The following is a 21,849-nucleotide window of genomic DNA, read 5'->3' as shown; positions in this document are numbered from 1 at the left end:
CCGGCGGGACGGCGCTCGCGGGCCGGTGTGTTATGCTCTTCGCCGTGGAACAGGCGCGGTCCCGCCTCTACGACTACCTGAGCCTCGAGGACGAGCGCCCCTTCATCCACAAGGCATTCGGCAATGCGCTGAGCGACGCCGATCGGCTCGCGTATGCGCAGCTCGTCGAGGAGAGGGAGCCCGAGCGCGCCGAATGGCTGCGCCTCGAGGTCGCCCTCCATTCGCACGCCGCCGACGATCCCGCAGTGATCGCGCGGTTCATCGAGCTGTCGCGGAAGATCGGGTTCGACTACGCGAACGTGCTGCTGCGCGACGTGATCATGAACTGCGGCAGCCAGGGCGCCATGCAGGAGCGCCCGAGGGTCCGCTTCACGTTCGCCTGCACCAAGCGCTGGGAGACGCTCGCCCCGACCGACGCCGAGTCCGTCCGCTTCTGCCAGCAGTGCAAGGAGCGCGTCTATTATTGCGACACCGTCGCCGACGCCGAGTCGCGGGCGCTCGCGGGCCAGTGCATCGCCATCCCCAAGCGCCTGTCGGACGGCGGCATCGAGAGCCAGGATGTGCTCGGCAGGCCCGACCCGGTCGGAACTTGGGCCGCGCACCTGTTCTCGGGCGGACGAGGCTCGACGGCCGGCGCCCGGTCTCCGGCAGGCTCGTGCTTCCTCGCCATCATCTACTCGCGCAACGCGGAACTCCTCGGTCAGCTTCACGCGCTGGAGCCCTCCTCCGCGCCGATCACGGTCGGCCGCGGCACCCACAACGCCATCGTGCTCCCCGGCGACGCCGTCTCCCGCAGCCACGCGCGCTTCGAAAAACGCGCCGACGGCTGGTGGGTGATCGACAACGGCAGCACCAATGGCGTCTACGTCAACCAGGATCAGGTGCAGGAGGCGCTGCTGCGCCTCGGCGATCGCGTATGGATCGGCTTCACGATCTTTAAATTGGTCGATGTGCCGCGGATCCCCGAGCCGAGGTATTCCCTGTCCCAGTTCGACGGTCTGACGGGGTTGCACAACCGCCATCATCTCGTCGGGCAGATCGACCGCGAGCTGAAAGACGCGAGAAACATCGGACGACCGCTCACGCTGGTGCTGTTCGACCTCGATCGCTTCAAGCGGGTCAACGACACCTACGGGCACCCGGCGGGCGACGAGGTGCTGCGACAGGCCGCGCAGCGCTTGCGGCAGCACGTGCGCCCGGGCGACGCCCTGGCGCGCCACGCCGGCGACCGTTTCGCGCTGCTGCTGCCAGGGACAGACGCTGCGGGCGCCGCGGCGCTGGCGGAGCAGATCCGCACGGAGCTCGCGGCCCACACTTTCACCGCCGACGGCCGCACGTTTTCGGTGACCATCTCGGCAGCGATCGCGCAAGCGAACCAGGACAACTACACCGCCGACCGCCTGATCGACGCTGTCGAGCAACACCTGTACGCCGCGAAGCTCGAGAGCCGCCGTCAGCCTGACGGGCGCTGAACGAGCCCTGTCACACTCACATGTCCATCAGGACATGTTCCAAGCTCCTCCTATCCCCTCCTCTCGAGCGCGCGAGGGCAGCCGCCTCGCGGCGACCGCCCTCGTCCGTCCGCCTCGCCTACTGCGGCTTCTTGCCGCCGTGCTTGGCCACCACCGCGGCGATCAGCGTCTTGCCGGGCTCCTCCGCGCACGACTTGAACAGGCGATAGCCCATCGCCGAGCGGTTCTTGTCGTAGCACTCGAGCACGTCCTTGTGCTTCTCCGCGAACTTCTGCGCCTCGCACTCGGCCGTCACTTCCGCGTTGAGCGTCTTCATGATCTCGGGCGAATCGCCGGTCTCCTTGGCCTCGAGGATCACGATACCGGCCAGCGGACCGGCGGCCTTGGCACACAGCGAGTCTGCGCCGCCGCCCGAGCAGGCGGGAGCGACGAACGCCGCGACGAATAGCGCGGCCAGCGAGAGCTTGATCGACAGGGTCATGACATTCTCCTGGGGGTGAGAGGAAGCGACGCCACACGCCGTCGCATCCGCGGGCAGCATCGCACGAGCGCGCCTCCTCGCCTATCGCCGATCGCCGCAGGCCCTCCTGACGCTCTGGGGTCTCGCGGCCTCCGGTCCCCCGACGCACGCGTGCCAGGGCGAGACCGGGTCGCGTGCATCGGCAAGGACCGCCATGTTGGCCTACGAGGCCCGCGAGGCCCCGCCACCCGGCCTCGTCGTCGCAGCGGCGTCAGCCGTTCGCAGGCCATCGTGCGGCGGCCCCATCTGCCAGCGCAGAGCCGTCCCGGCGCAGTCGACCCGCGGAAGCACTCCTCCCGGCCCGGTCCTCCCCGCGGATGACGGCCCAGGTCAGGAAGCCGTCGCTCACCCCCGCGACATCCTCCTCCCGGCGGATCTCATCCGGCCGATCTCGACGCCTCCACCAGCACAGTCAGCTCGTCGGCTTCCCCAGCTCCGCGCGCACGGTCTCGGCGGCCACCAGATCGGCGGCCGCCTGCTCCACCACCCTCACGAGCTCGTCGCGCAGCGCCTGCGCCTGCGCGTATGGCCGCGACTTGTTGTTGATCGTGTCGATCACCAGCGTCAGCGTCTCGATCTGTCCTGCGAGCCAGGCCTCGTCGAACTCGCGCCCACGAGCCAGAGACTCCATCTCGGGGAACGCTCGCTTGGCCGCGAAGCGCAGCCCGTCGGTCGTATCGCCGCCGACGTTCTTGACCTCCATCTTCCGGACCAGCGCCGCAGTGCGGTGCTGCCCCACCCAGGCGTGGTGCACGATCTCCTCCGCCAGCGCCTGCACCCGTGGGTCCTTCCCCCGCTTGCGGCCCGGCTCGGCCGCCGCGCGATTGACCGCGTGGATCGTCGCCAGCACCCCGAGGAGCTCGGCGTCGGACGCCGGCGGGCGCGGCACCGCCACGAGCGGGAGCGACGGGGCGGGCTCCGCCGCGCCTGAAGCTCCGCCGGCCGCGACCATCATCCCCAGCACAACGGACCTGCAGATCGACATGGCATTACCGTGGACCGGGCCCCCGCGCCGGCGCAGTTCTCCGCGCGAAAGTCCGAGTCGCGTCCCCGCGCCCGCGCCTCGTCGCGCCCCACCGTCCCTGCGCGGGAGCCACCGACTGCGCCGAGACTCGAGCACCCGAGCCCACAATGTCCCTCACGACATTTCTCTTGAGACACCTGGCGCGAGCGAGCGTCCGGCCGGCGCATCGGCGGGCCGAGCCGTGTCGACGTCCCCACGGCCCCGCGCTCTCCTTGCCGCCCAATCGCGAGAGCTGACACCCCTCGCGAATTAAGTAAAACCACATCGCCCGTCGCCAGCGCGAAAGGCTTTGAAATTAGCCTGTCCTTTAGAACACATTTTGCTCCCGACAGCCACGAGCAGGCCCTTTTCGCCCGTCCAGCGCGACGCGTCCCCGCCGTCCTCGCCCCGGCGCGCGGCTTGTCCGTCCGGGTCCGTCGTGCCACCTTCCGCCCATGCACTTACGTACCCTGAGCTGCGCGATGAGCGTGTCGTTCCTGTTCGCCTGCGGCGCCGACAAGAGTGACTCCGCCACCGAGGCGTCCGGCGCCGACGACGGCACCGCCCTCACCGGCGGCACCTACGACCCGACCGAGGCGCCGGACACCACCGCCAACAGCGTGACCATGCCGCCCGACACCGACACGACCGGCGACGAACCGCTCGACCCCGCCTGTGCCTGCCTCGCCGACGAGGCGACCTGCGGCGCCGAGCTCTGCGCCGGCGCCGGCCTGAACTGCGAGGAGACCTGCCCCGACGACCAGCCCGTCGAGGACGAGGCCGCCTTGCAATGCGCCCTCGAGGCCCTGCGCGATCGCACTCCCGGGCGGATCTCCTGGTACTACCGCGAGTTCTTCGGCCAGTGGGCCTACAACACCCAGGTGTACATCCAGGCCGACGGCAACGCGATCGTCACCCAGTCGGGAGGCATGGACCTCTGCGACTACTCGGGCCCCGACACCCGGCACAGCCTCGAGGAGCCGGCCTACTTCGAGGCCTGCCTCGCCCTCGCCACCAGCCGCGAGCGCTACGATTGCCTCACCGAAGGCCTCGCCGACGAGCTGGTGGTCTGCGTCCCCGAGGCGCAGAGCTGCGAGAGCTGAACCTCCGACCCCTTGCGCCGATCACTGGGGGATCAGGCAGCCGCACGCGTCCTTGTCGCCGTCGTCGGGCGCGTAGTCGAAGCAGGTCGCGTCGTAGGCCTCGCACAGCCAGGCGTGGCCGTTGCCGCAGAGAGTGAGGACCGCGTCGGGCAGCATCGGCGCGCCGCCGAGCAGCGGCGCCTCGGCGAGGCCGAGCTTGGTGGCCGGGGCGACCACGCCGCCGAGAGGGTCGATGATGGCCGCGCGGGCGTCGGGGGCCGTGCTCATCACCAAGAAGTTCTCGCTGCCGGCGATGAGCGCGATCCCGTCGAAGCCGGTGATGCCGACCTGCCCCGGCATGTCGACGCGGCGGACCTCGCTGAGCCCGTCGCGGGACAGCACCACCAGCTCGTTCGTCCCGTAGCTGGCGATGTAGAGGTTGTCGTCGAGGCCGAGCGCCAGCCCGGCGCAGATGCTCATGCCGAAGCCCAGCTGTTGCGGCGGCTCGAGCACCGCCAGCGTCACCGGGTCGACCTCGTTGAGGACGCAGTCCTGGTTGATCAGCAGCCCGCGCTGCAGCTTCGCGTCGTACGTGGCCCCGTCGAGCTTCGGCAGCGCCTCGGGCGGCACGTCGAGCACGTCGCCCTTGGGCGTCCCGTCGGTGGTGAAGCGGCGGGCCTTGCCGCTGAACGACATGATCATGACCTCGTCGGCGTCGCCGTTATAGAACGACGCCTGCAGCACCTTGTCGGGGATCCCCGTGTCGAACTTCTTGACGTAGCTGAAGGCGACGGTGTCGGCCACCGCCTGCGGGTCGCAGAAGTTCGGCTCCGTCGTGCTCGTCGACGGGTCGACCGTGGTCGCGGAGGTCGTCGTCGACGTCACCGCCGTGGTCCCCGTCGGCTCGTCGCCGGTGGACGTCGTCGGCGCCGCGCTGGTGCCGGTGGCGGTCCAGTCGCCGGAGCTCGAGCTCGACGTCGGCGGGTCGGCCGTCGTGCTAGTCGCGCTGCCCGTCGAGGGCGCCGTCGTCGTCGCGGTCGTCGTCGCCGACGCCCCGCCATCCGGGCGCCCGGCGTCGCCGCAGGCAGCGAGGACGCAGGAGGTGAGCGTGAAGACCATTCGTCGCACGAACATGGATCGACCATAGCGCAGAGCCCTCCCCCGCGGGGCTCGATCGCGCGCGAACCGAGCAGCAGCGAGCGACGCTCGCCTCATGCATTCCCTGTCTTCCATCTGCGAGCGCCCGTTCGACCACGAGCTCGCCACGAGCCCCTGACACCTCGCCCCGCGACATGTCCCGAAGGACATATCCATCCGCCCCTCGACCCCCGCGGATCACTCGCACTGTCGCCGCTCATCTCCGTGCGAGCCGCCCTTCGCACCGTCGCCACGACCTCGCCGGGCCCACGGAGCCGCGGCGACACGACCGCCGCCCCTCCCCGCCGCGCCCGCCGCATGGATGGACTTCCGTATCAAAATTCCCGCCGCGCCCAGCCGCCCGCGCCCCCCGCCCCCCGACTTTGCGCCGCAGATCCCCGTTCCGGGCCCGACCGGCCGGCCCCGGCCCCCTTTCGCCGCGGCGCGGCCTGGGATATCCCTCAGGCTTGAGCCGCGCCATGACGAACGACCTGCGCTTCCCTGCCCGCAGCTACGACTTCACGCCCTACGTCCCGTGCAACAACTGGATCGGCGGCGAGTGGACCCCGTCCGCCGCCGGCGACAGCTTGCCGATCGACAACCCGCGCCACGGCAAGTCCTTCGGCCAGGTCACCATGTCCGGCGCCGCCGACGTCGCCCGCGCCGTCGAGGCCGCCAGGGCCGCCTTCCCCGGCTGGCGCGACACCCCGATCAAGGAGCGGGTCCAGGTCCTGTTCCGCCTCAAGGCCCTGCTCGAGCGCGACCTCGAGGAGCTGGCCTGGCTGGTCTCGCACGAGAACGGCAAGGTCATCGGCGAGGCCCGGGCCGACGTGCTCAAGGGCATCGAGTGCCTCGAGTACGGCATCAGCCTGCAGAACATGGTCGCCGGCGAGCAGCTCGACGTCAGCCGCGGGATCAACTGCAGCATCACCTACGAGCCGCTCGGCGTGTGCGCCGGCATCGTCCCGTTCAACTTCCCGGTGATGGTCCCGCTGTGGATGCTGCCGCAGGCGCTGGTGTCGGGCAACACCTTCATCCTCAAGCCGTCCGAGGTCGTCCCCTACGGCGCGATGAAGCTGGCCGAGCTGCTCCGAGAGGCAGGTCTGCCCGCGGGCGTGTTCAACACCGTCAACGGCGGTCAGGCCGCAGTCGAGGCCATCGCCGACCACCCCGACATCAAGGCCGTCGGCTTCGTCGGCAGCACCCGCGTCGCCAAGGCGGTCTACTCGCGCAGCGCCGCCGCCGGCAAGCGGGCCCTGTGCCTCGGCGGGGCCAAGAACCACCTGCTGGTCGTCCCCGACGCCGACATCGAGCTGACCAGCACCACCGTCGTCGCCTCGGCCTACGGCTGCGCCGGCCAGCGCTGCATGGCCGCCTCGCTGATGATCGCCGTCGGCGAGGTCGACCCGATCGTCGACGCGATCGTCGCAAACGCCAGGAAGCTGCGCCTCGGCGAGGACATGGGCCCCGTCATCCACGGCGGCGCCGTCGAGCGGATCACCAACTACATCGCCGACGCCGAGCGCCGCGGGGCCAAGGTCCTGCTCGACGGCCGCGGCGCCAGGGGCCCCGGCGGCGTCGGCCACTGGGTCGGCCCGACGATCCTCGACCACGTCAAGCCGGACATGCCGGCCGGCTGCGAGGAGATCTTCGGCCCCGTCCTCTCGATCATCCGCGCCCGCACCGTCGACGAGGCGCTCGCCATCGAGAACGCCAGCGCCTACGGCAACGCCGCCTCGATCTTCACCCAGAGCGGCGCGGTCGCCCGCTACTGCGTCGAGCGCTTCGAGGCCGGCATGTGCGGCGTCAACATCGGCGTCCCGGTCCCGCGCGAGCCGTTCTCGTTCGGCGGCTGGAACCAGTCGCTGTTCGGCGCCGGCGACCTGACCGGCTGGGACGGCCTGCGCTTCTGGACCCGCGCGCGCAAGCTGACCACCCGCTGGCAGCTCAGCAAGGACGCCACCTGGATGTCCTGAGGGACATGTCCGAACAGCCCTCCGAGCCTCACGAACCCTCGAGGATCTCCGCCATGGACAGCCGCACCATCGTCGAACTCTGCAAGCAACACACCATGTGGTCGTGGTCGAAGAGCGGCCCGCTGCAGCCGCTCGCGTTCGAGCGGGCCGAGGGCGTGTACCTCTACACCCCCGAGGGCAAGCGCTACCTCGACTTCAACAGCCAGCTGATGAGCGTGAACATCGGCCACAGCCACCCGAAGGTGCTGGCGCGGATGAAGGAGGCGATCGACGGCCACATGCTGTTCGCCGCCCCGAGCGCGGCCACCCCGGTGCGGGCGCGGCTGGGCAAGCGCCTGGCCGAGCTCGTGCCCGGCGACATCAACAGCTTCTTCTTCACCCTCGGCGGCGCCGAGGCCAACGAGAACGCGATCAAGGCCGCGCGCCTCTACACCGGCCGGCACAAGATCCTCAGCCGCTACCGCAGCTACCACGGGGCCACCCACGCGGCCATGCAGATGACCGGCGACCCGCGCCGCTGGGCCAACGAGCCGGGCGCGTCGGGCTTCATCCGCGTGATGGACCCGATCCCCTACGACTACTCCTTCGGCACCACCGACGCCGAGCGCACCGCCAATCACCTGCGCTACCTCGAGGAGGTCATCCAGTACGAGGGCCCGCACACGATCGCGGCGATGTTCGTCGAGACGGTCATCGGCACCAACGGCATCCAGTCGCCGCCCGAGGGCTGGCTGCCCGGCCTGCGCGCCCTGCTCGACAAGTACGGCATCCTCCTCGTGTGCGACGAGGTCATGTGCGGCTTCGGCCGCACCGGCAAGCTGTTCGCCTTCGAGCACTTCGGCGCCCAGCCCGACATCCTCACCATGGCCAAGGGCCTCACGTCGTCGTACGTCCCGCTCGGCGCCATGGGCGTGACCGACAAGATCGCCGCCCACTTCCGCGACAACGTGTTCTGGGGCGGCCTCACCTACAACGCCCACCCGTTCTGCCTCGCCGTCGCCGAGGCCGTCCTCGACGTCATGCTCGAGGAGGACATGGTCGGCAACGCCGCCCGCATGCAGCACGTCATGCTCGCCGAGATGGCCGCGCTCAAGGCCAAGCACCCCAGCGTCCGGGACTTCCGGGCCATCGGCCTGTTCGGCGCCATCGAGCTGCAGAAGGACCGCCAGGGCACCCGCATGGCCCCCTACAACGGCTCGCACCCGGCCATCGACCGCATGATGGCCTTCTTCAAGCAAGAGGGCCTGTTCACCATCTCGCACTGGTGGACCCTGATGTGCAACCCGCCGCTGTCGATCACCGAGGCCGAGCTGCGCGAGGGCTTCGCCATCATCGACCGCGGCCTGCAGATCACCGACGAGGCCGTCGAAGGCTGACCGTATGGACATGGCGCGAAGGCCCTGTCGCTTCGGCCCTGTCCTCTCGGTCCTCCTGTCCCTCGCCGCCTGCACCGCCCCGCCTCCGCCGCCCGAGGCCCAGCCCGCGCCTCCGCCCCCGCCGGTCCAGGTCCGCGTCGGCGTGGCCAGCCCGGGCGACCCCGCGGACGAGCTCGAGGCCTCGGTCGCCGCGCCGGTCGAGGCCGCCCTGGCCCGGCTCCCCGCCGTCCGCCGGCTCTACACCCGCAGCCTCGAAGGCCGCGTCGACGTCGTCGCCACCCTCACCGACGCCGGCGCGCTCGAGGCGGTGCACGAGGCCCTCGGCGGCGTCCTCTCGCTGCTCCCGCGGTCCGCCGAGCCGCCGGTGCTCCACCGCCTGGGCGGCGCCGAGCCGGCCCTGGCGATCGCCACCCTCCCCGAGTTCGCCGACACAGTGCGCAGCGGACTCGAGCGAGTCAGCGGCGTCGGCCGCATCGACGTCTGCGGCGTCGGCGAGCGGCGCGCCGCGGTCGTCCTCGACCGCTCCCGCCTCGCCGGCGTCCCGCTCGACCGCCTCGTCGACGCAGTCACCGCCGCCCTCGCCGACGACAGCGCCGCCCCCCTGTTCGAGCGCCTCGCCGCCCTCCCGATCGCCGGCTCCTTGCGGCTGCGCGACGTCGCAATCCTGCAGGACGGCCTTCGCCCGCCTCCTTGCCGGGCCTGGACCGCCCGCGGCCCCGTCGCCCTCCTCACCGCCTTCACCCAGTCCGGCGCCGACCCGCGCGACGTCTCGACCCGCGCCCGCCCGCACGCAGTCGACCTCGTCTCGCCCACCGTCGACTTCTTCGCCGACCCCCTCCCCGACGACGGCGACCTCGCGGTCCTCACCGCCGAGCTGCAGCCCCGCGACGACCTCGGCACCACCGTCGCCGCCTGCCTCGCCGCCCTCCCCGACCTGCCCGCCTGGGCCCTCACAGTCGCCGAGCCCGCCCCCGGCGAGCCGCTCGCGCGCGTCCGCCTGCAGCTCGGCACCTCCGTCACCTTCCCCATCGAACATGCCCGAAACGCCATGTCCCGTTGTACAGGTTCTCCGCGCGTCGCAGCGATCGCCCCGCGGGCCCGCGCCGATCACGGCCTGAGCCTCCACGTCCAGGGGCAAGATCCGGACCTCCGCGTTGGGCTGGCCCGCCGCCTCGCCGAGCGCCTCGCCGGCCTGCCCCGAGTCACTGGCCTCAAGGTCCGGGCGCCGGAGCCCGGTTCGCTCAAGGTCGAGCTGTCCCGCGACGACCTCGCGGCGCGCGGCGTCCCGGTCGCGGCCGCCGCTGCAGTCGTTCGCCTCGCCGTCGGCCCGGTCACCGTCCGCGGTTCGCGAGCCGACGGCCTGCGCCTCGGGCCCGAGCTCGCGGTCGACATCGACGTGCTCGATCGAACAGGTCCCATCGAACAGCTGGCGCGCGAGCTCCACGTCGGTTCGCCGACCGGCCCGATCCCCCTGAGCGACCTGGTCCGCGTGCAGACCACCACTGGCGGACCGCTCTACCGAATCGATCGTGTCGCGGTCGCCGCCGTCGAAGTTCGCCTGCGCAGCGCCGCCGACGTCGAGGCGGTCCGCCGCGCGATCAACGACTTAGAGCTGCCGGTGGGCATCGCCGTCGCGCAGGCCGGCGAGTTGCCGGAGATCGATCCGTAGCCGGTGGTCACACGCGTGTGCCTTCTTGTGCGACCGGCTGCCGCTGGTCAAGCTCCTTGGGCCATGACAGAGTCCCACGCTTCCAACCCCTGGCCGCGGCGCGTCGGCATCGTCCTCTCGGTCCTCCCGGTCCTCATGCTGCTCTTCAGCGCATCGGCCAAGCTCATGTCGAACCCCGAGGCCGTCGCGGGCTTCAAGGCGATGGGCTACCCGGACGGCGCGCTGCTGAAGATCGGCATCGTCGAGCTGCTCGTCACGCTCCTCTACGCCATCCCTGCGACCAGCGTCCTCGGCGCGATCCTCGTCACCGGTTACCTCGGCGGCGCCGTCGACGTCCACGCCCGCATGGGCGACACGCTCGGCAACATCCTCTTCCCCGTCATCCTCGGCGCCATCGCCTGGGGCGGCCTCTACCTCCGCGATCCTCGCCTGCGCGCCCTCCTGCCGCTGAAGCGCTGAGCCCGGCCGCGCGACTGCAGCCGCGCAGCGGCACGCAACTCTCGACGCACACGAGCCAGCGGCGGCTCCTCGGAACAGCGACAGCTACCCGATGGGCCGCAGCGTACGAGCGACACCGGGCCGCGACTTCGAGTTCGTCTCTTCTCGGGCCCGGCGACCGCGTCACGGCGCTTGCGTCATGGCCGCCGCGACCTCGAACTGTGCGCACGACAGGCCTGTCGCGGCGCCAGCGCCCGGCCCCCGGCACTCGGACGATTCTTCAATGATCTCGCCATGGCACGAGCCTCGCTTTCCCGGCCAGGCATGCTGACCCGCACCGCTCTCACCGTCGCCTCGCTCCTGCTCACCCCCGCCCTGATCGCCTGTGACAGCAAGCCCGAGCCGGGCGACAGCAACGTCGCCGCCAGCGAGGGCACCGAGAGCGAGGGCGTCGACTCCGAGGGCACCGGCACCGCGAGCCCGCAAGATCCGACCGAAGGCGGCGAGAGCGAGACCACGACCACCGGAACTCCCGAGGAAGCGGAGTGCAACCTGGAGATCGTCGGCACCTCTCGCGCCTGCGAGGGCGGCATCCAGTACTGCGCCTCCGACTACGGTGTCCCCGAAGCCAAGTACCACTGGGGCGTCTGCCTCGCCGAGCCCACGTGTGAGCCGGGCGAGGAGCAGGGCTGCCTGACCTGTGAGCTCGACGCCAAGGGCGAGCCGTGGTGGGCCGATTACTGCGAGGAGGACGGCACCTCCACCCCGCTGGTCTTCAACTTCGGCGGCGACCCGGTGCGTTACCACAGCACCGCCGCCGCCTTCGACCTCGGCCCGACCTGCGGCGCCACCGACTGGCCGACCGCCGTCACCCCGTGGCTCGCCTTCGACCGCGATGGTTCGGGCGCCATCGAGGCCGGCCGCGAGCTGTTCGGCAGCGCCACCGTCCTGAAGAACGGCGGCCTGGCCGACAACGGCTTCACTGCCCTCGCCGAGCTCGACACCGACCGCGACGGCAAGATCTCCGCCAGCGACCCCGGCTTCGCCCGCCTGCTCCTGTGGGCCGACCACGACGCCGACCGCCGCTCCACCAGCTGGGAGCTGACCCCCATCACCTCCGCCGGCATCGTCGCCATCGGCCTGACCTACCGCAACGACTCGCGCTGCGACGGCCGCTCCAACTGCGAGATCGAGCGGGCCGCCTTCACCTGGCGCGACGCCGTCGGCCGCGAGCGCTTCGGCGAGGTCGTCGACGTCCACCTCTCCTGCCAGTGAGCGCCGCCGCGCACGAGGGCCGCGCCGGTTCACCCCGGCGCGGCCCTCGCTGTTACATGCGCAAAAGGACATGTTCCAATGAACATGTCCTTTTATTCACCCTCGAACCTGCCGCCGCCCCGCGCCGGCGAGGTTCACGACCTCCGCGAGCCTGCCGCCCCGCGCCGGCGACGTTCACGACCTCCGCGAGCCTGCCATTCGTCCGCGACCGGCGATGTTCACGACTCCGCGATCCTGCCGCTTGCCGGACCCGCGATCCTGCCACCTTCCGGGGCCGGCGACGTTCACGACTCCGCGATCCTGTCGCTCGTCCGGGGCTGGCGACGTTCGCGACCTCCGCCATCCTGCCAGCGTGGATCTCCCTGCACTCCGTCCGAGCCGCGGAGGTCGGTCCGGCTCTCGTCGAGGGCGCGGGGCCGCGGTCGAGTCCGCCAACTCCGGGTCAACTTCGGGTCCTCGCGACCTGCGCGCCCCCGCGCCCCCGCCGCTCACCTGTCCGAAGAGACATCTCCCGACCTCCTGCCGAGGCGGCCCTGGGCGGTGGGCGGTCCGCGCGGCCTCCGCCGTCGTTGCACCGGTCCCCGGGCGGGCGTAGGCTTTGCGACACTCCACCATGTTTCTCGGCATCCGACGCGCGATCTCCCTGCTCCTCGTGAGCCTCTACTTCTGGAATTTCCTGCTCGTCGCCCTGATCGGCCCGGAGGACGTGTACGCCTGCTACCTCGCTCTGGCGACGGTCTACGGCGTGGCCTTCGTCGGCGTCGCCGCCGAGTGGTTCTGGGCCCGGTGGTTCGCCATCGGCCTCGGCCAGTTCGGGGCGTTCTCGCTGCTGGCGCTGCCGCAGACGGGGCCCGAGCCGTCGCTGCTGGTGTTCGGCATCTCGCACCTGCTGGTCGCCCTGTTCCTCGGCGGCGAGGGCATGGCCGCCCGCTACGAGCGGAGCGAGGCCTGCGTCGAGCGCTACAACTTCCAGGAGGAGTCGCTGATCCTGCTGCGCCGCTCGATCAAGTCGGCCGGCATGTCGATCCCCTTCCTCATCCTCTTCACGCTCGCCCCGCGCGAGACGGCGCTGCACCTCGTCGCCCTGGGCCTGGGCGTCGCCGCCCTCGTCGGCCTGATCCGCGGGCGCACGTGGAGCCTGTTCGCGGCCGCCGGCGCGGGCGCGATCGCCCTCGGCGACGGCCTCGGCCTGTTCGGCGCCCCCACGCATGGATACTTCCTCACCACGCCGAGCGGCAGCCTGATCCTCCACGGGCCCGGCTTCGCCCTGCTCGCCTCGTTGATGCTGCTCATCCCCCTGACCTACGCCCGCCCGCTCGCCCGCTGGTTCCGCGCCTGAGCGCCCGCCGGCGCCCGTTCGCGCGAGCGGGTCTCTTCGGCCATGTCTTTTGGGCCAGGTCCTTCGGGGCCTGGCCTTTTGTACAGGGTGCGACAGCGCCCACGTAGACTGCCCGCCTCTGGGGGCGAGGGCCCACGAGACCTCTGCCGACCCCGTAATTCCGCCGCATTGATTCGCGAGACGCGCGCCGCTACCGTGTGCGGCCGTGGGCGCTCGTTTTCCTTTCCCTTCGTTTCCGCGTGGTTGGTTCGTCATCGGCTTCCCCGAGGACGTGGCTCCCGGGCAGGTCAAGACTCTCCGTTACTTCGGGCAGGACATCGTCGTGTTCCGCACCGAGTCCGGCGTGCTGTCGGCGGTCGACAAGACCTGCCCGCACCTCGGCGCGCACCTCGGCGGCGGCCACGTCAAGGGCGAGTGCCTGCGCTGCCCCTTCCATGACTGGGGCTTCCGGCCCGACGGCGCCTGCGTCGACGTCCCCTACGCGCCGAAGATCCCGCCCAAGGCGGCGGTCAAGACCTGGCACATCCGCGAGCAGAACGGCGTGATCTTCGCCTGGTACTGCGCCAAAGGACAGGCGCCGACCTACGAGGTCCCCGTACTCGACGAGGAGGGCTGGACCGGCAACAAGACAGTGCGGTGGGTCGTGCGCTCGCACCCGCAGGAGGTCGCCGAGAACACCGTCGACTGCTCGCACCTCGGCCCGGTCCACCACGTCGGCCGCACCGACGTGCTCTCGGTCGAGCAGGAGGGCCACTTCATGCGCGTCGTCCTCCACATGGAGGCCTCGGGCGCGCCGATCGACATGCCCGACGAGTTCAACGACGTCCAGCTCGACGTCAAGCTGTACGGCATCGGCCACATCGTCTCGTCGACCACGGTGCTGACCTCGGACATGCGCACGCGCCAGCGGATCTACCCGACCCCGATCGACGAGGACACGATCGCGATCTTCGGCGTCAGCAACATCAAGCAGATGGCGGACGAGGGCTACACCCGCGAGATCGAGGACATCTTCTACAAGGCGTTCCTGGTCGACTTCCCCAAGGACTTCCCGATCTGGGAGAACAAGGCCTATCTCGACAAGCCGATGCTCGCCGGCGGCGACGGCCCGATCGGTCGCTACCGCCGCTGGTGCCGCCAGTTCTACGACTACCCCGAGGCCGCGGCCCAGCCGGCCGCCGCGCCCGCGTCGGCCTCCGCTCAGCCGACCACCGCGCTCGGCAAGCTCAAGGGCTGGCTGCGCACCCTGGCCCAGGCCCCGGCCGCCAACAGCAACGGCGGCAGCAACAACAACGACGGCAACAACAACAACGACGCCGGCCTCGACGCCCACCTGATCGACCTCGGCCCGCGCAAGCCGCGGCCCGTCGCCGCCACCGGCAAGTTCGCCTCCGTCTGCGACTACTTCGAGACGCTCGAGCGGCGCTTCAACCCGGCCGCCGCCGGCGACCTGCAGGTCGTCATCCAGTGGGTGCTCACCGGCGACAAGGCCTGCGCCTACTTCGCCGAGATCAAGGGCGGCAGCGTGCAGCGGGTCGCCGGCACCCACCCCTCGCCGACCATCACCATCGAGATGTCGGCCGAGGACTACCTGCTCATGATCAACGGCGAGCTCAACGGCGCCCGCGCCTTCTCCACCGGCCGCGGGCGCCTGCGCGGCCCCGTGCGCCTGGCGATGAAGATGCAGCGCCTGTTCCCCCTCGACGCCGCGGTGTGAACATGGACGAGTTCCTGCGCTGGCTCGTCCTCGCGTTCTGGTCGATCGTCGGCGGCCTCGTCATCGTCTGGGGCGTCGGCGGCTACTACCACCTCCGCTATTACGTCCTCCGCCGCCACGAGCCCGAGGCCTGGAAGTGCCAGCCGAAGCGCTGGCTCCGGCCCGAGCAGCAGCGGCAGGCGATGAAGCTCAGCACGATGAACATGACCATCGGCGGGCTGTTGTCGGGCACCTTCATCTGGGGCCTGGACCGCGGCCTGCCGACCGGCCTCTACTTCGACTTCGCCGAGCGCGGCTGGGCGTGGTTCCTGTTCAGCACCGTCGCCTTCTTCTTGCTCGTCGACCTGCTGGCCTACTACGCCCACCGGGCGATGCACCACAAGCTGGTGTTCCGCCAGGTTCACTCGTGGCACCACCGCTACGTGGCGACCACCCCGTTCGTGGTCACCGCGATGCACCCGGTCGAGTTCCTGACCTTCCAGGGCGTCACCTTCATCCCGATGTTCTTCCTGCCGATCTACTACCTCACCGCGATCACCGTCTTCGTCTACATCCTCGTCTTCAACATCATCGACCACTCGGGCGTGCGCCTGAGCTCGCGCTGGCCGTGGCAGGGCCCGACCACGTTCCACGACGACCACCACGCCCACTTCCACTGCAACTTCGGCCAGTGCCTCCTGCTGTGGGACCGGCTCCACGGCACCCTCCGCCGCAAGAACCGCCGCTACGGCGCCGACGTCTACGGCGGCCGGGGCCTGGCTTCACGCCCCTCCGGGGCTGAGGGCGGCAGCAGCGACGACGACTTCGTCCGCTACAAATGACCCGCTCGCGGCGAGCTCGTTCGCCGCGCATCTCATCGCCCCGACGACTCGTCCGCCAAGCATCCCATCGCCACGATCGGCCCCGCATGCACGCCCCCTGGGACCTCGCCCCGCACCTCCCCTGGCACGTCTTCACCAGCCCCGCCGACAAGTGGGCGACCATGCCGTCGTTCCTGCTCGGCGAGTATTTGTTCTACGCCTGCGCCGCGCTGGCCTTCACGCACGCGTGGAAGCAGGGCGCCGAGCGGCGCAAGCACCTGCTCGCGTGGTTCGGCGCGCTGCTGGCCGGCACCGCCAACGACATGATCTTCATGGCCCTGCCGCTGGTCGACAACTTCTGGCAGGCGCAGGGGACGATCATGATCACCCCGCGCCTGCCGCTGTACATCCCCTGCGTCTACGTCTGCTTCATGTACTTCCCGACGGTCTCGGTGTGGCGCCTCGGCCTGCCGCCGCTGGCCCGCGCCGCCCTCACCGGCCTGGCCGGCAGCCTGTTCTACGCCCCCTACGACATCACCGGCGCCAAGTTCCTGTGGTGGACCTGGCACGACAGCGACGCCCCGATCGCCAGCCGCCTGCTCGGCGCGCCGATCGGCAGCACCATGTGGGTCATCACCTTCGTCGCCGCGTTCTCGTGGCTGCTCGGCAAGGCCACCGACCGCGACCCCGCCGTGTCGGGCAAGACGATCGCCAGGGGCCTGGCGCTGGTGTGCGGCCTCAGCACGCTGCTGATGATGCTCCAGCTCAACGTCCTGCAGCAGCTCGACGGCGGCGTCCCGGGCCCGATCGGCCTCGTCACGGTGATCGCCGTCTACGGCCTCCTGATCTGGCGCGGCCGCCAGCGCGCCGACCCGGCCGAGCCGCGCCGCGCCGACCGGATCCTCCACGCCGCCGCGGTCCTCTACTTCACGAGCCTGGCCGTGATCATGGCGGCCTTCACCCCCGAGCGCCACGTCAGCGCGAGCATGCACCAGACCTACGGCCAGTGCCACGTCGAGGCCACCGACATCACCGGCCACACGCGCTGGCTGTACGTCTGCGCCGAGGACTTCGAGGAGGACTACACGTTCGCCTGCACCACGCCGCCCGCCGACGGCGCCGAGTGGTACACCGTCTGCGGCCGCCCGCACACCAGCTTTTTTAAATGGGTCGCCGGCGTGTCCGGCCTCGGCGTCGCCGGCATCGCCCTCTACTCGTTCCTCCTCGGCCCATTGCGCCGCCGTCGCCGCTGATACCTCTGGTCGCAAGGGCATGACTGAAAAGACATGTCCTTGCGAACATCTCGAGAATGCGACCTTTCGGTGGCAGTCGAAGCCGGCCGACTCGATCTCCGCCACCTGCTCGCCGGTCCGTCACGCGCCCGCAGGAACGAGGCTTCGTGCCCGCGCCCTGCGAGCGACGCGCACCGAGTAGGTGCTTTTCCTGTCGCTCGCTCGGACCACCTCGTAGCGGCCGCCCGTCCTACCTGTCGCAGGTCGACGCTCTCCCGGCCGCGCGAGGCGCTCGCGGAACAACCGTGAACCCGGCAAAGTTCCGCAGTCATGTCTGACGCGTCGTATCGTTCGCGCCTCCTCCCGCTATCCATCCTGCTCGCCTCCCCGTGCCTCGCAGCCACCGCGCGGGCCGAGCTACCCGAGCCGGCAGATTTCACCGTCAGCTGGCACATCACCGACGAGGCCGGCGAGAAGGTCCGGCCGATGACCGAGCGCGACCAGCGGCAGTTCTTGAACCGCGCCCGCTGCGAGTGCGGCCAGCAGGTCGGCGCCGACATCCAGTTGAACACCAAGCTGGCCAGCACCGCCGACCAACTCCAGGCCATGATCGGCCAGGAGTGCGCGGTCGCCGAGACTGCGCTCGCCGGCGCGTTCCGGCGCTGCGGCATGCTCGCCGCGGAGCTCGTCCCGACCTACATCTACGGCCTCAGCAGCACCTTCCACCCCGCCTTCCTGGCCCACGGGCTCCTGCCGAAGACTCCCACTCGCCTCGCCCACGATCCCCTGGTGATGGTCGCTGGCGGCTGCGACGGCGCCGGCGAGGCCGGCCTGTGGATGTGCAAACCGAACGAGAACTCCATGGCGAACTGCCAGGAGCCCGAGTTCTTCGTCCGCGCCGACGAGGCCCTCTCGGCCCTGTCCGGCATCCCGTCGCTCGCCTTCGACTACCAGCCGCCGCTGATCCAGCCGACCGACCTGTCCGTCGAGCCAGGCAACGGCGCGGTCCAGCTCCACTGGGAGCTGCCGAGCTCGGGCGACATCGCCGGCTTCCGCGTCCTGTGCGAGGAGGCCGACGGCGGCGCCGCGCCGGGCCAGGCCTTCGCTACGCCCGATCCCACCGCCGAGCACGACGGCACCCACTACTTCACCGCCGGCAACCTGTGCGGCGACCAGCCCTTCTCCACCGTCCAGCTCGAGCCCGCCGCGGTCACCGACCCCGACACCTGCGGCAACGGCGTCATCGAGGCCGGCGAGGCCTGCGACGACGGCGAGGACAACGACCCCGACGGCCTGTGCGACCGCGACTGCCGGCTCCGCGTCGGCCCCGGCCTCCACGCCCTGTCCTGGGACCACGTCTGCAGCGACCACGTCGACTTCAGCGACGACTCGGTGGTCGTCGGCGGCCTCACCAACGGCACCGCCTACAACTTCGTCCTGGTCGCCTACGACCTCGCCGGCAACCCCCGCGCGTTCGCCCGCGTCGTCAAGGCCACCCCCGACGCCAGCCTCCCCGACCTGCTGCCCGCCTCCGACGAGGGCTGCGGCTGCACCACGAGTCGCGAAGGACATGGCCTCCTCGCCATGTCTCTCGGGACACTTGTCATGCTGCTCCGGCGGCGCCGCCGCTAGTCCGGAAGGGCATGCTCCAAAAGACATGCCCTTTCAGACACCTCTGTCCAGCAGCGCTCGGCGAAGCGAGCCGGCCTTTCGCGTGAGACCGACCCCGCGCGCTCGCCGGGCGCCACGCAGACCCGGGCCAGGCTCAGCCTTGCGTCTCGCCCGCCTCGCTACGGCCTCGCAGACCTCGCGCGTCGGACCAGGAGTCCGCCTCCCGGCCGGCCCACCTCCCCCCGGGGACCGTCGACCGTGCCGCACCCGCGGCGCCGCACCCGCGGAAACGTGGCACTGTGCGCGCGCGCATCGCCGTCCGGGCGCTCGCCGACGAACGGGTTCACACCTTCCGCCATGGCGAGCCGCGTCGTCGCCGACGAGCACGACAGCACGGACAGGCGGAGCGAGATCGGCGACGCGCCCGCTGCGACCCGCGGATCGCCGGGACCCTCCGCCGCGCCGCCACGAGCGGCGGGCTCTGCGAGCGTCCTCGAGCCGCGCCTGCTCGCCTCGATGTCGCTCCCCTTCGTGGCGCTCACCCTGCAGCTGCTCCTGTGGCGCCTCATCCCCCGCACGTGGTTCATCTGCTTCTACCCGGCGGTCTTCTTCGCCGCCTCGATCGCGGGCCTCCGCGCCGGCCTGGGCGCCACTGCCCTGTCCGTCGTGCTCGTGTGGTGGTTCTTCGTCCCCCCGTCGCTTCAGCTGCGCAAGTACGACCCAGCCACCATCATCCCGATGGCCGTGTTCGTCGGCATGGGCATCGCCTTCAGCCTCTTTCACGAGCGACTGCGACGGGCCGAGCGACGGCTCGCGGATACCCACCGCCAGCTCACCTCCTCGCTGGTCGAGGAGGCGCCCGACGGCATCCTCATCACCGACTTCGCGGGCCGTCTCACCGAGGTCAACCCGGCCGCCTGTGACATGCTCGGCTACTCGCGCGCGGAGCTGCTGGGCAAGTCGCTGTCCGAGCTGCTCCACGCCGGCGACGCCGACCTGCGCGACCTGCCCGAGGCGCTCGAGTCGACCGTGCGGCGCAAGGACGGCGCCGCAGTGCCGGTGGAACTGCGCGCCCGGCTCCTCTCCGATGGCCGCTGGCAGGCGTACGTCCGCGACGTCTCGGCCCGCCGCCGCGTCGAGGAGGTCCTGCGCGAGCGGCAGTCCGACCTCGATCGCGCCCAGTCGGTCGCCGGCGTCGGCAGCTGGCGGCTCGACCTGCGGCGCGACGAGGTCTACTGGAGCGAAGAGAGCTACCGGATCTTCGGCGTCCCGCGCGGCACGACGCTCACCTACCGCGGCTTCCTCGAGCTCGTGCACCCCGACGACCGCCGGCACCTCGACCGCTCGTGGCGAGCCGCCCTCGCCGGCGCGCCCTTCGACATCGAGCACCGGATCGTCCTCGGCGGCGAGGTCAAGTGGATCCGCGAGCGGGCCGAGGTCGACTTCGACAGCGCCGGCGTCCCCTTGCGCGGCATCGGCACGTGTCAAGACATCACCCTGCGCAAGCGCGCCGACGAGGCCCTCCAGCGGGCCCACGACGCCGAACGGCGGCTGCGCGCCGAGCTCGAGGACCTCACGCGGGCCGCCGCCGCGGTGTCCGAGGCCGTCGCCGACTTGCCGCGCTCCGACCTCGCCGCCGTCTTGCAGGTCATCGCCCGCCAGGCCCAGACGCTGACCGACGCGCGCTACGTCGGGCTCGGCATCGGCACCGACCCCGCCGTCCCGTTCGACCCGTGGATCGCCCTCGGCGTCGCCGACGACGTCGCCCGCAGGATCGCCCGCAACCCGCGGCCGATCGGCCTGCTCGGCGCCGTCGCCCGCGACAACCGCATCATCCGCACCCGCGACCTCCACGCGCACGCCGCCTTCGGCGGGTTCCCGTCGGGTCACCCGGACATGCACAGCTTCCTCGGCGTCCCGATCCGCTTCCACGGCCGCTCGGTCGGCAACCTCTTCCTCGCCGACAAGATCGGCGCCGAAGAATTCTCGATCCAGGATCAGCGGCTCATCGAGCTGCTGGCCGCGCGCGCCGGCGCGGCCATCGAGATCGCCACCCGCTACGTCGGCGAGGCGTTCCAGCGCGCCTGGTTGCAGACAGTCATCGACCAGCTGCCCGAGGGCATCATCATCGTCGACAGCGAGAGCACGATCGTCCTGCGCAACCGCGTCGCCGCCGCGCTCGCCCGCCGCTCGGGCCTCGTCGGCACCCCCGACGACCGCCTCTACGACATCCGCGAGCCCTCCGGCGCCCCCGTGCCTTTCGACCGCACCCCGGCCCGCCGCGCGACCCGGGGCGAGACCCTGGTCGGCGTCGAGTACGGCATCGTCGGCCCCGACGGCCGCACCGTCCCGGTGCTCGTCAGCGCCACCCCGCTCGTCACCGTCGGCGAGCCCGCCGGCGCCGCGATCGTGTTCCAGGACATCCGCACCCTCAAGGAGATCGAGCGCCTGCGCGAGGAGTGGACCTCCGTGGTCGCGCACGACCTCCGGCAGCCGGTCGCGGTCATCGAGCTGACCATCGACGGCCTGCTGCGCTGCAGCCCCGACGCCGCGCCCGAGCGGACCCTCCGCGGCCTCGAGCGGATCAAGGCCTCCAGCCGCCGCCTCGGCCGCATGATCGACGACCTGCTCGACGCCTCGCGCATCGAGTCGCGCCGCCTGACCGTCCAGCCGCGCCTCGTCGACCTCGCCGCCCTGGCCGCCGGCGCGGTCGAGCAGGCGCGCGAGACCCTGCCCGGCGCGCCGATCCGGGCGGCCGCCGCGGGCCCGCAGCCGGCGTGGGTCGACCCCGACCGGATCCAGCAGGTCCTCGACAACCTGCTGTCCAACGCCGTGAAGTACGGCGAGCCGGGCCGGGAGATCCGCGTCGACGTCGCCCCGCGCGACGACGCCGTCGAGTTGGTCGTCACCAACCACGGCGAGGGCGTCCCGCCGGACCAGCAGCGCTCGCTGTTCTGCCGGTTCGCCCGCACCCGCGAGGCCCGCGCGGGCTCCGTCCCCGGGCTCGGCCTCGGCCTCTACATCTCGCGCGGCATCGTCGAGGCCCACGGCGGCCGCATGTGGGTCGAGAGCACCCCCGGCGAGACCACCAGCTTCCACTGCCTGCTGCCGCGCCGGCCGCCGCCGGAGTGAGCGGTCCTTTCGGGCATGCCCTCTCGGACATGCATCAAGGGACATGCCCGCGAAGGCATGTCCCTCGAAA

Annotated in this window: 16 protein-coding genes; 13 read left to right on the top strand and 3 right to left on the bottom strand. The window is 71.2% G+C overall.

Going from position 1 to position 21,849, the window contains the following annotated elements:
• The first annotated feature begins 44 nt into the window (after nt 1-44).
• The gene (locus O0S08_RS04770; protein WP_269037789.1) at nt 45-1,472 is read left to right on the top strand and encodes a GGDEF domain-containing protein; all 1,428 of its coding nucleotides are present in this window, start codon (nt 45-47) and stop codon (nt 1,470-1,472) included.
• 118 nt (nt 1,473-1,590) lie between these two features.
• Here the strand turns inward: O0S08_RS04770 and O0S08_RS04765 are convergent, their stop codons facing one another.
• Nucleotides 1,591-1,953: a hypothetical protein gene (locus O0S08_RS04765; protein WP_269037788.1), complete on the bottom strand. Its 363-nt coding sequence runs from the start codon at nt 1,951-1,953 to the stop codon at nt 1,591-1,593.
• A gap of 451 nt (nt 1,954-2,404) precedes the next feature.
• Nucleotides 2,405-2,977 carry a DUF4142 domain-containing protein gene (locus tag O0S08_RS04760; RefSeq protein ID WP_269037787.1) on the bottom strand — a complete coding sequence of 191 codons (573 nt, stop codon included), beginning with the start codon at nt 2,975-2,977 and terminating at the stop codon, nt 2,405-2,407.
• 473 nt (nt 2,978-3,450) lie between these two features.
• Between O0S08_RS04760 and O0S08_RS04755 the strand changes: the two genes are divergently transcribed.
• The gene (locus O0S08_RS04755; RefSeq protein ID WP_269037786.1) at nt 3,451-4,098 is read left to right on the top strand and encodes a hypothetical protein; all 648 of its coding nucleotides are present in this window, start codon (nt 3,451-3,453) and stop codon (nt 4,096-4,098) included.
• 21 nt (nt 4,099-4,119) lie between these two features.
• On the opposite strand, the gene O0S08_RS04750 is transcribed toward O0S08_RS04755, so the two are convergent.
• Nucleotides 4,120-5,211 carry a hypothetical protein gene (locus O0S08_RS04750; protein ID WP_269037785.1) on the bottom strand — a complete coding sequence of 364 codons (1,092 nt, stop codon included), beginning with the start codon at nt 5,209-5,211 and terminating at the stop codon, nt 4,120-4,122.
• A 482-nt stretch (nt 5,212-5,693) separates the two neighbouring features.
• Here O0S08_RS04750 and O0S08_RS04745 point away from each other — a divergent pair, with 482 nt between their 5' ends.
• The 11 genes from O0S08_RS04745 (at nt 5,694) to O0S08_RS04695 (ending at nt 21,779) form a co-directional block, all read left to right on the top strand.
• Nucleotides 5,694-7,190 carry a CoA-acylating methylmalonate-semialdehyde dehydrogenase gene (locus tag O0S08_RS04745; RefSeq protein ID WP_269037784.1) on the top strand — a complete coding sequence of 499 codons (1,497 nt, stop codon included), beginning with the start codon at nt 5,694-5,696 and terminating at the stop codon, nt 7,188-7,190.
• A 53-nt stretch (nt 7,191-7,243) separates the two neighbouring features.
• Nucleotides 7,244-8,566 (top strand): aminotransferase class III-fold pyridoxal phosphate-dependent enzyme, encoded by a 1,323-nt coding sequence (locus O0S08_RS04740; RefSeq protein ID WP_269037783.1) that lies wholly within the window; start codon nt 7,244-7,246, stop codon nt 8,564-8,566.
• Between the two features lie 10 nt (nt 8,567-8,576).
• The gene (locus O0S08_RS04735) at nt 8,577-10,235 is read left to right on the top strand and encodes an efflux RND transporter permease subunit (protein ID WP_269037782.1); all 1,659 of its coding nucleotides are present in this window, start codon (nt 8,577-8,579) and stop codon (nt 10,233-10,235) included.
• A gap of 63 nt (nt 10,236-10,298) precedes the next feature.
• Nucleotides 10,299-10,694 carry a DoxX family protein gene (locus tag O0S08_RS04730; RefSeq protein ID WP_269037781.1) on the top strand — a complete coding sequence of 132 codons (396 nt, stop codon included), beginning with the start codon at nt 10,299-10,301 and terminating at the stop codon, nt 10,692-10,694.
• A 303-nt stretch (nt 10,695-10,997) separates the two neighbouring features.
• Nucleotides 10,998-11,948: an SPM autocatalytic domain-containing protein gene (locus tag O0S08_RS04725; protein ID WP_269037780.1), complete on the top strand. Its 951-nt coding sequence runs from the start codon at nt 10,998-11,000 to the stop codon at nt 11,946-11,948.
• Between the two features lie 613 nt (nt 11,949-12,561).
• Nucleotides 12,562-13,287 carry a hypothetical protein gene (locus O0S08_RS04720; RefSeq protein ID WP_269037779.1) on the top strand — a complete coding sequence of 242 codons (726 nt, stop codon included), beginning with the start codon at nt 12,562-12,564 and terminating at the stop codon, nt 13,285-13,287.
• Between the two features lie 205 nt (nt 13,288-13,492).
• Nucleotides 13,493-15,004: a Rieske 2Fe-2S domain-containing protein gene (locus O0S08_RS04715; protein WP_269037778.1), complete on the top strand. Its 1,512-nt coding sequence runs from the start codon at nt 13,493-13,495 to the stop codon at nt 15,002-15,004.
• Between the two features lie 2 nt (nt 15,005-15,006).
• Nucleotides 15,007-15,825 carry a sterol desaturase family protein gene (locus O0S08_RS04710; protein ID WP_269037777.1) on the top strand — a complete coding sequence of 273 codons (819 nt, stop codon included), beginning with the start codon at nt 15,007-15,009 and terminating at the stop codon, nt 15,823-15,825.
• Nucleotides 15,826-15,911: 86 nt separating this feature from the next.
• Nucleotides 15,912-17,057, top strand: a complete 1,146-nt coding sequence (locus tag O0S08_RS04705) for a DUF7802 domain-containing protein (protein ID WP_269037775.1) — start codon at nt 15,912-15,914, stop codon at nt 17,055-17,057.
• A 309-nt stretch (nt 17,058-17,366) separates the two neighbouring features.
• Nucleotides 17,367-18,668 (top strand): MYXO-CTERM sorting domain-containing protein, encoded by a 1,302-nt coding sequence (locus O0S08_RS04700; protein ID WP_269037773.1) that lies wholly within the window; start codon nt 17,367-17,369, stop codon nt 18,666-18,668.
• 495 nt (nt 18,669-19,163) lie between these two features.
• The gene (locus O0S08_RS04695; RefSeq protein ID WP_269037771.1) at nt 19,164-21,779 is read left to right on the top strand and encodes a PAS domain S-box protein; all 2,616 of its coding nucleotides are present in this window, start codon (nt 19,164-19,166) and stop codon (nt 21,777-21,779) included.
• Nucleotides 21,780-21,849: the final 70 nt, after the last annotated feature.

The sequence above is a fragment of the Nannocystis punicea genome, assembly GCF_026965555.1.
Lineage (GTDB): Bacteria > Myxococcota_A > Polyangia > Nannocystales > Nannocystaceae > Nannocystis > Nannocystis punicea.
Note: the sequence above shows the minus strand (reverse complement) of the source record. Positions and strands in the feature narration are given on the sequence as shown.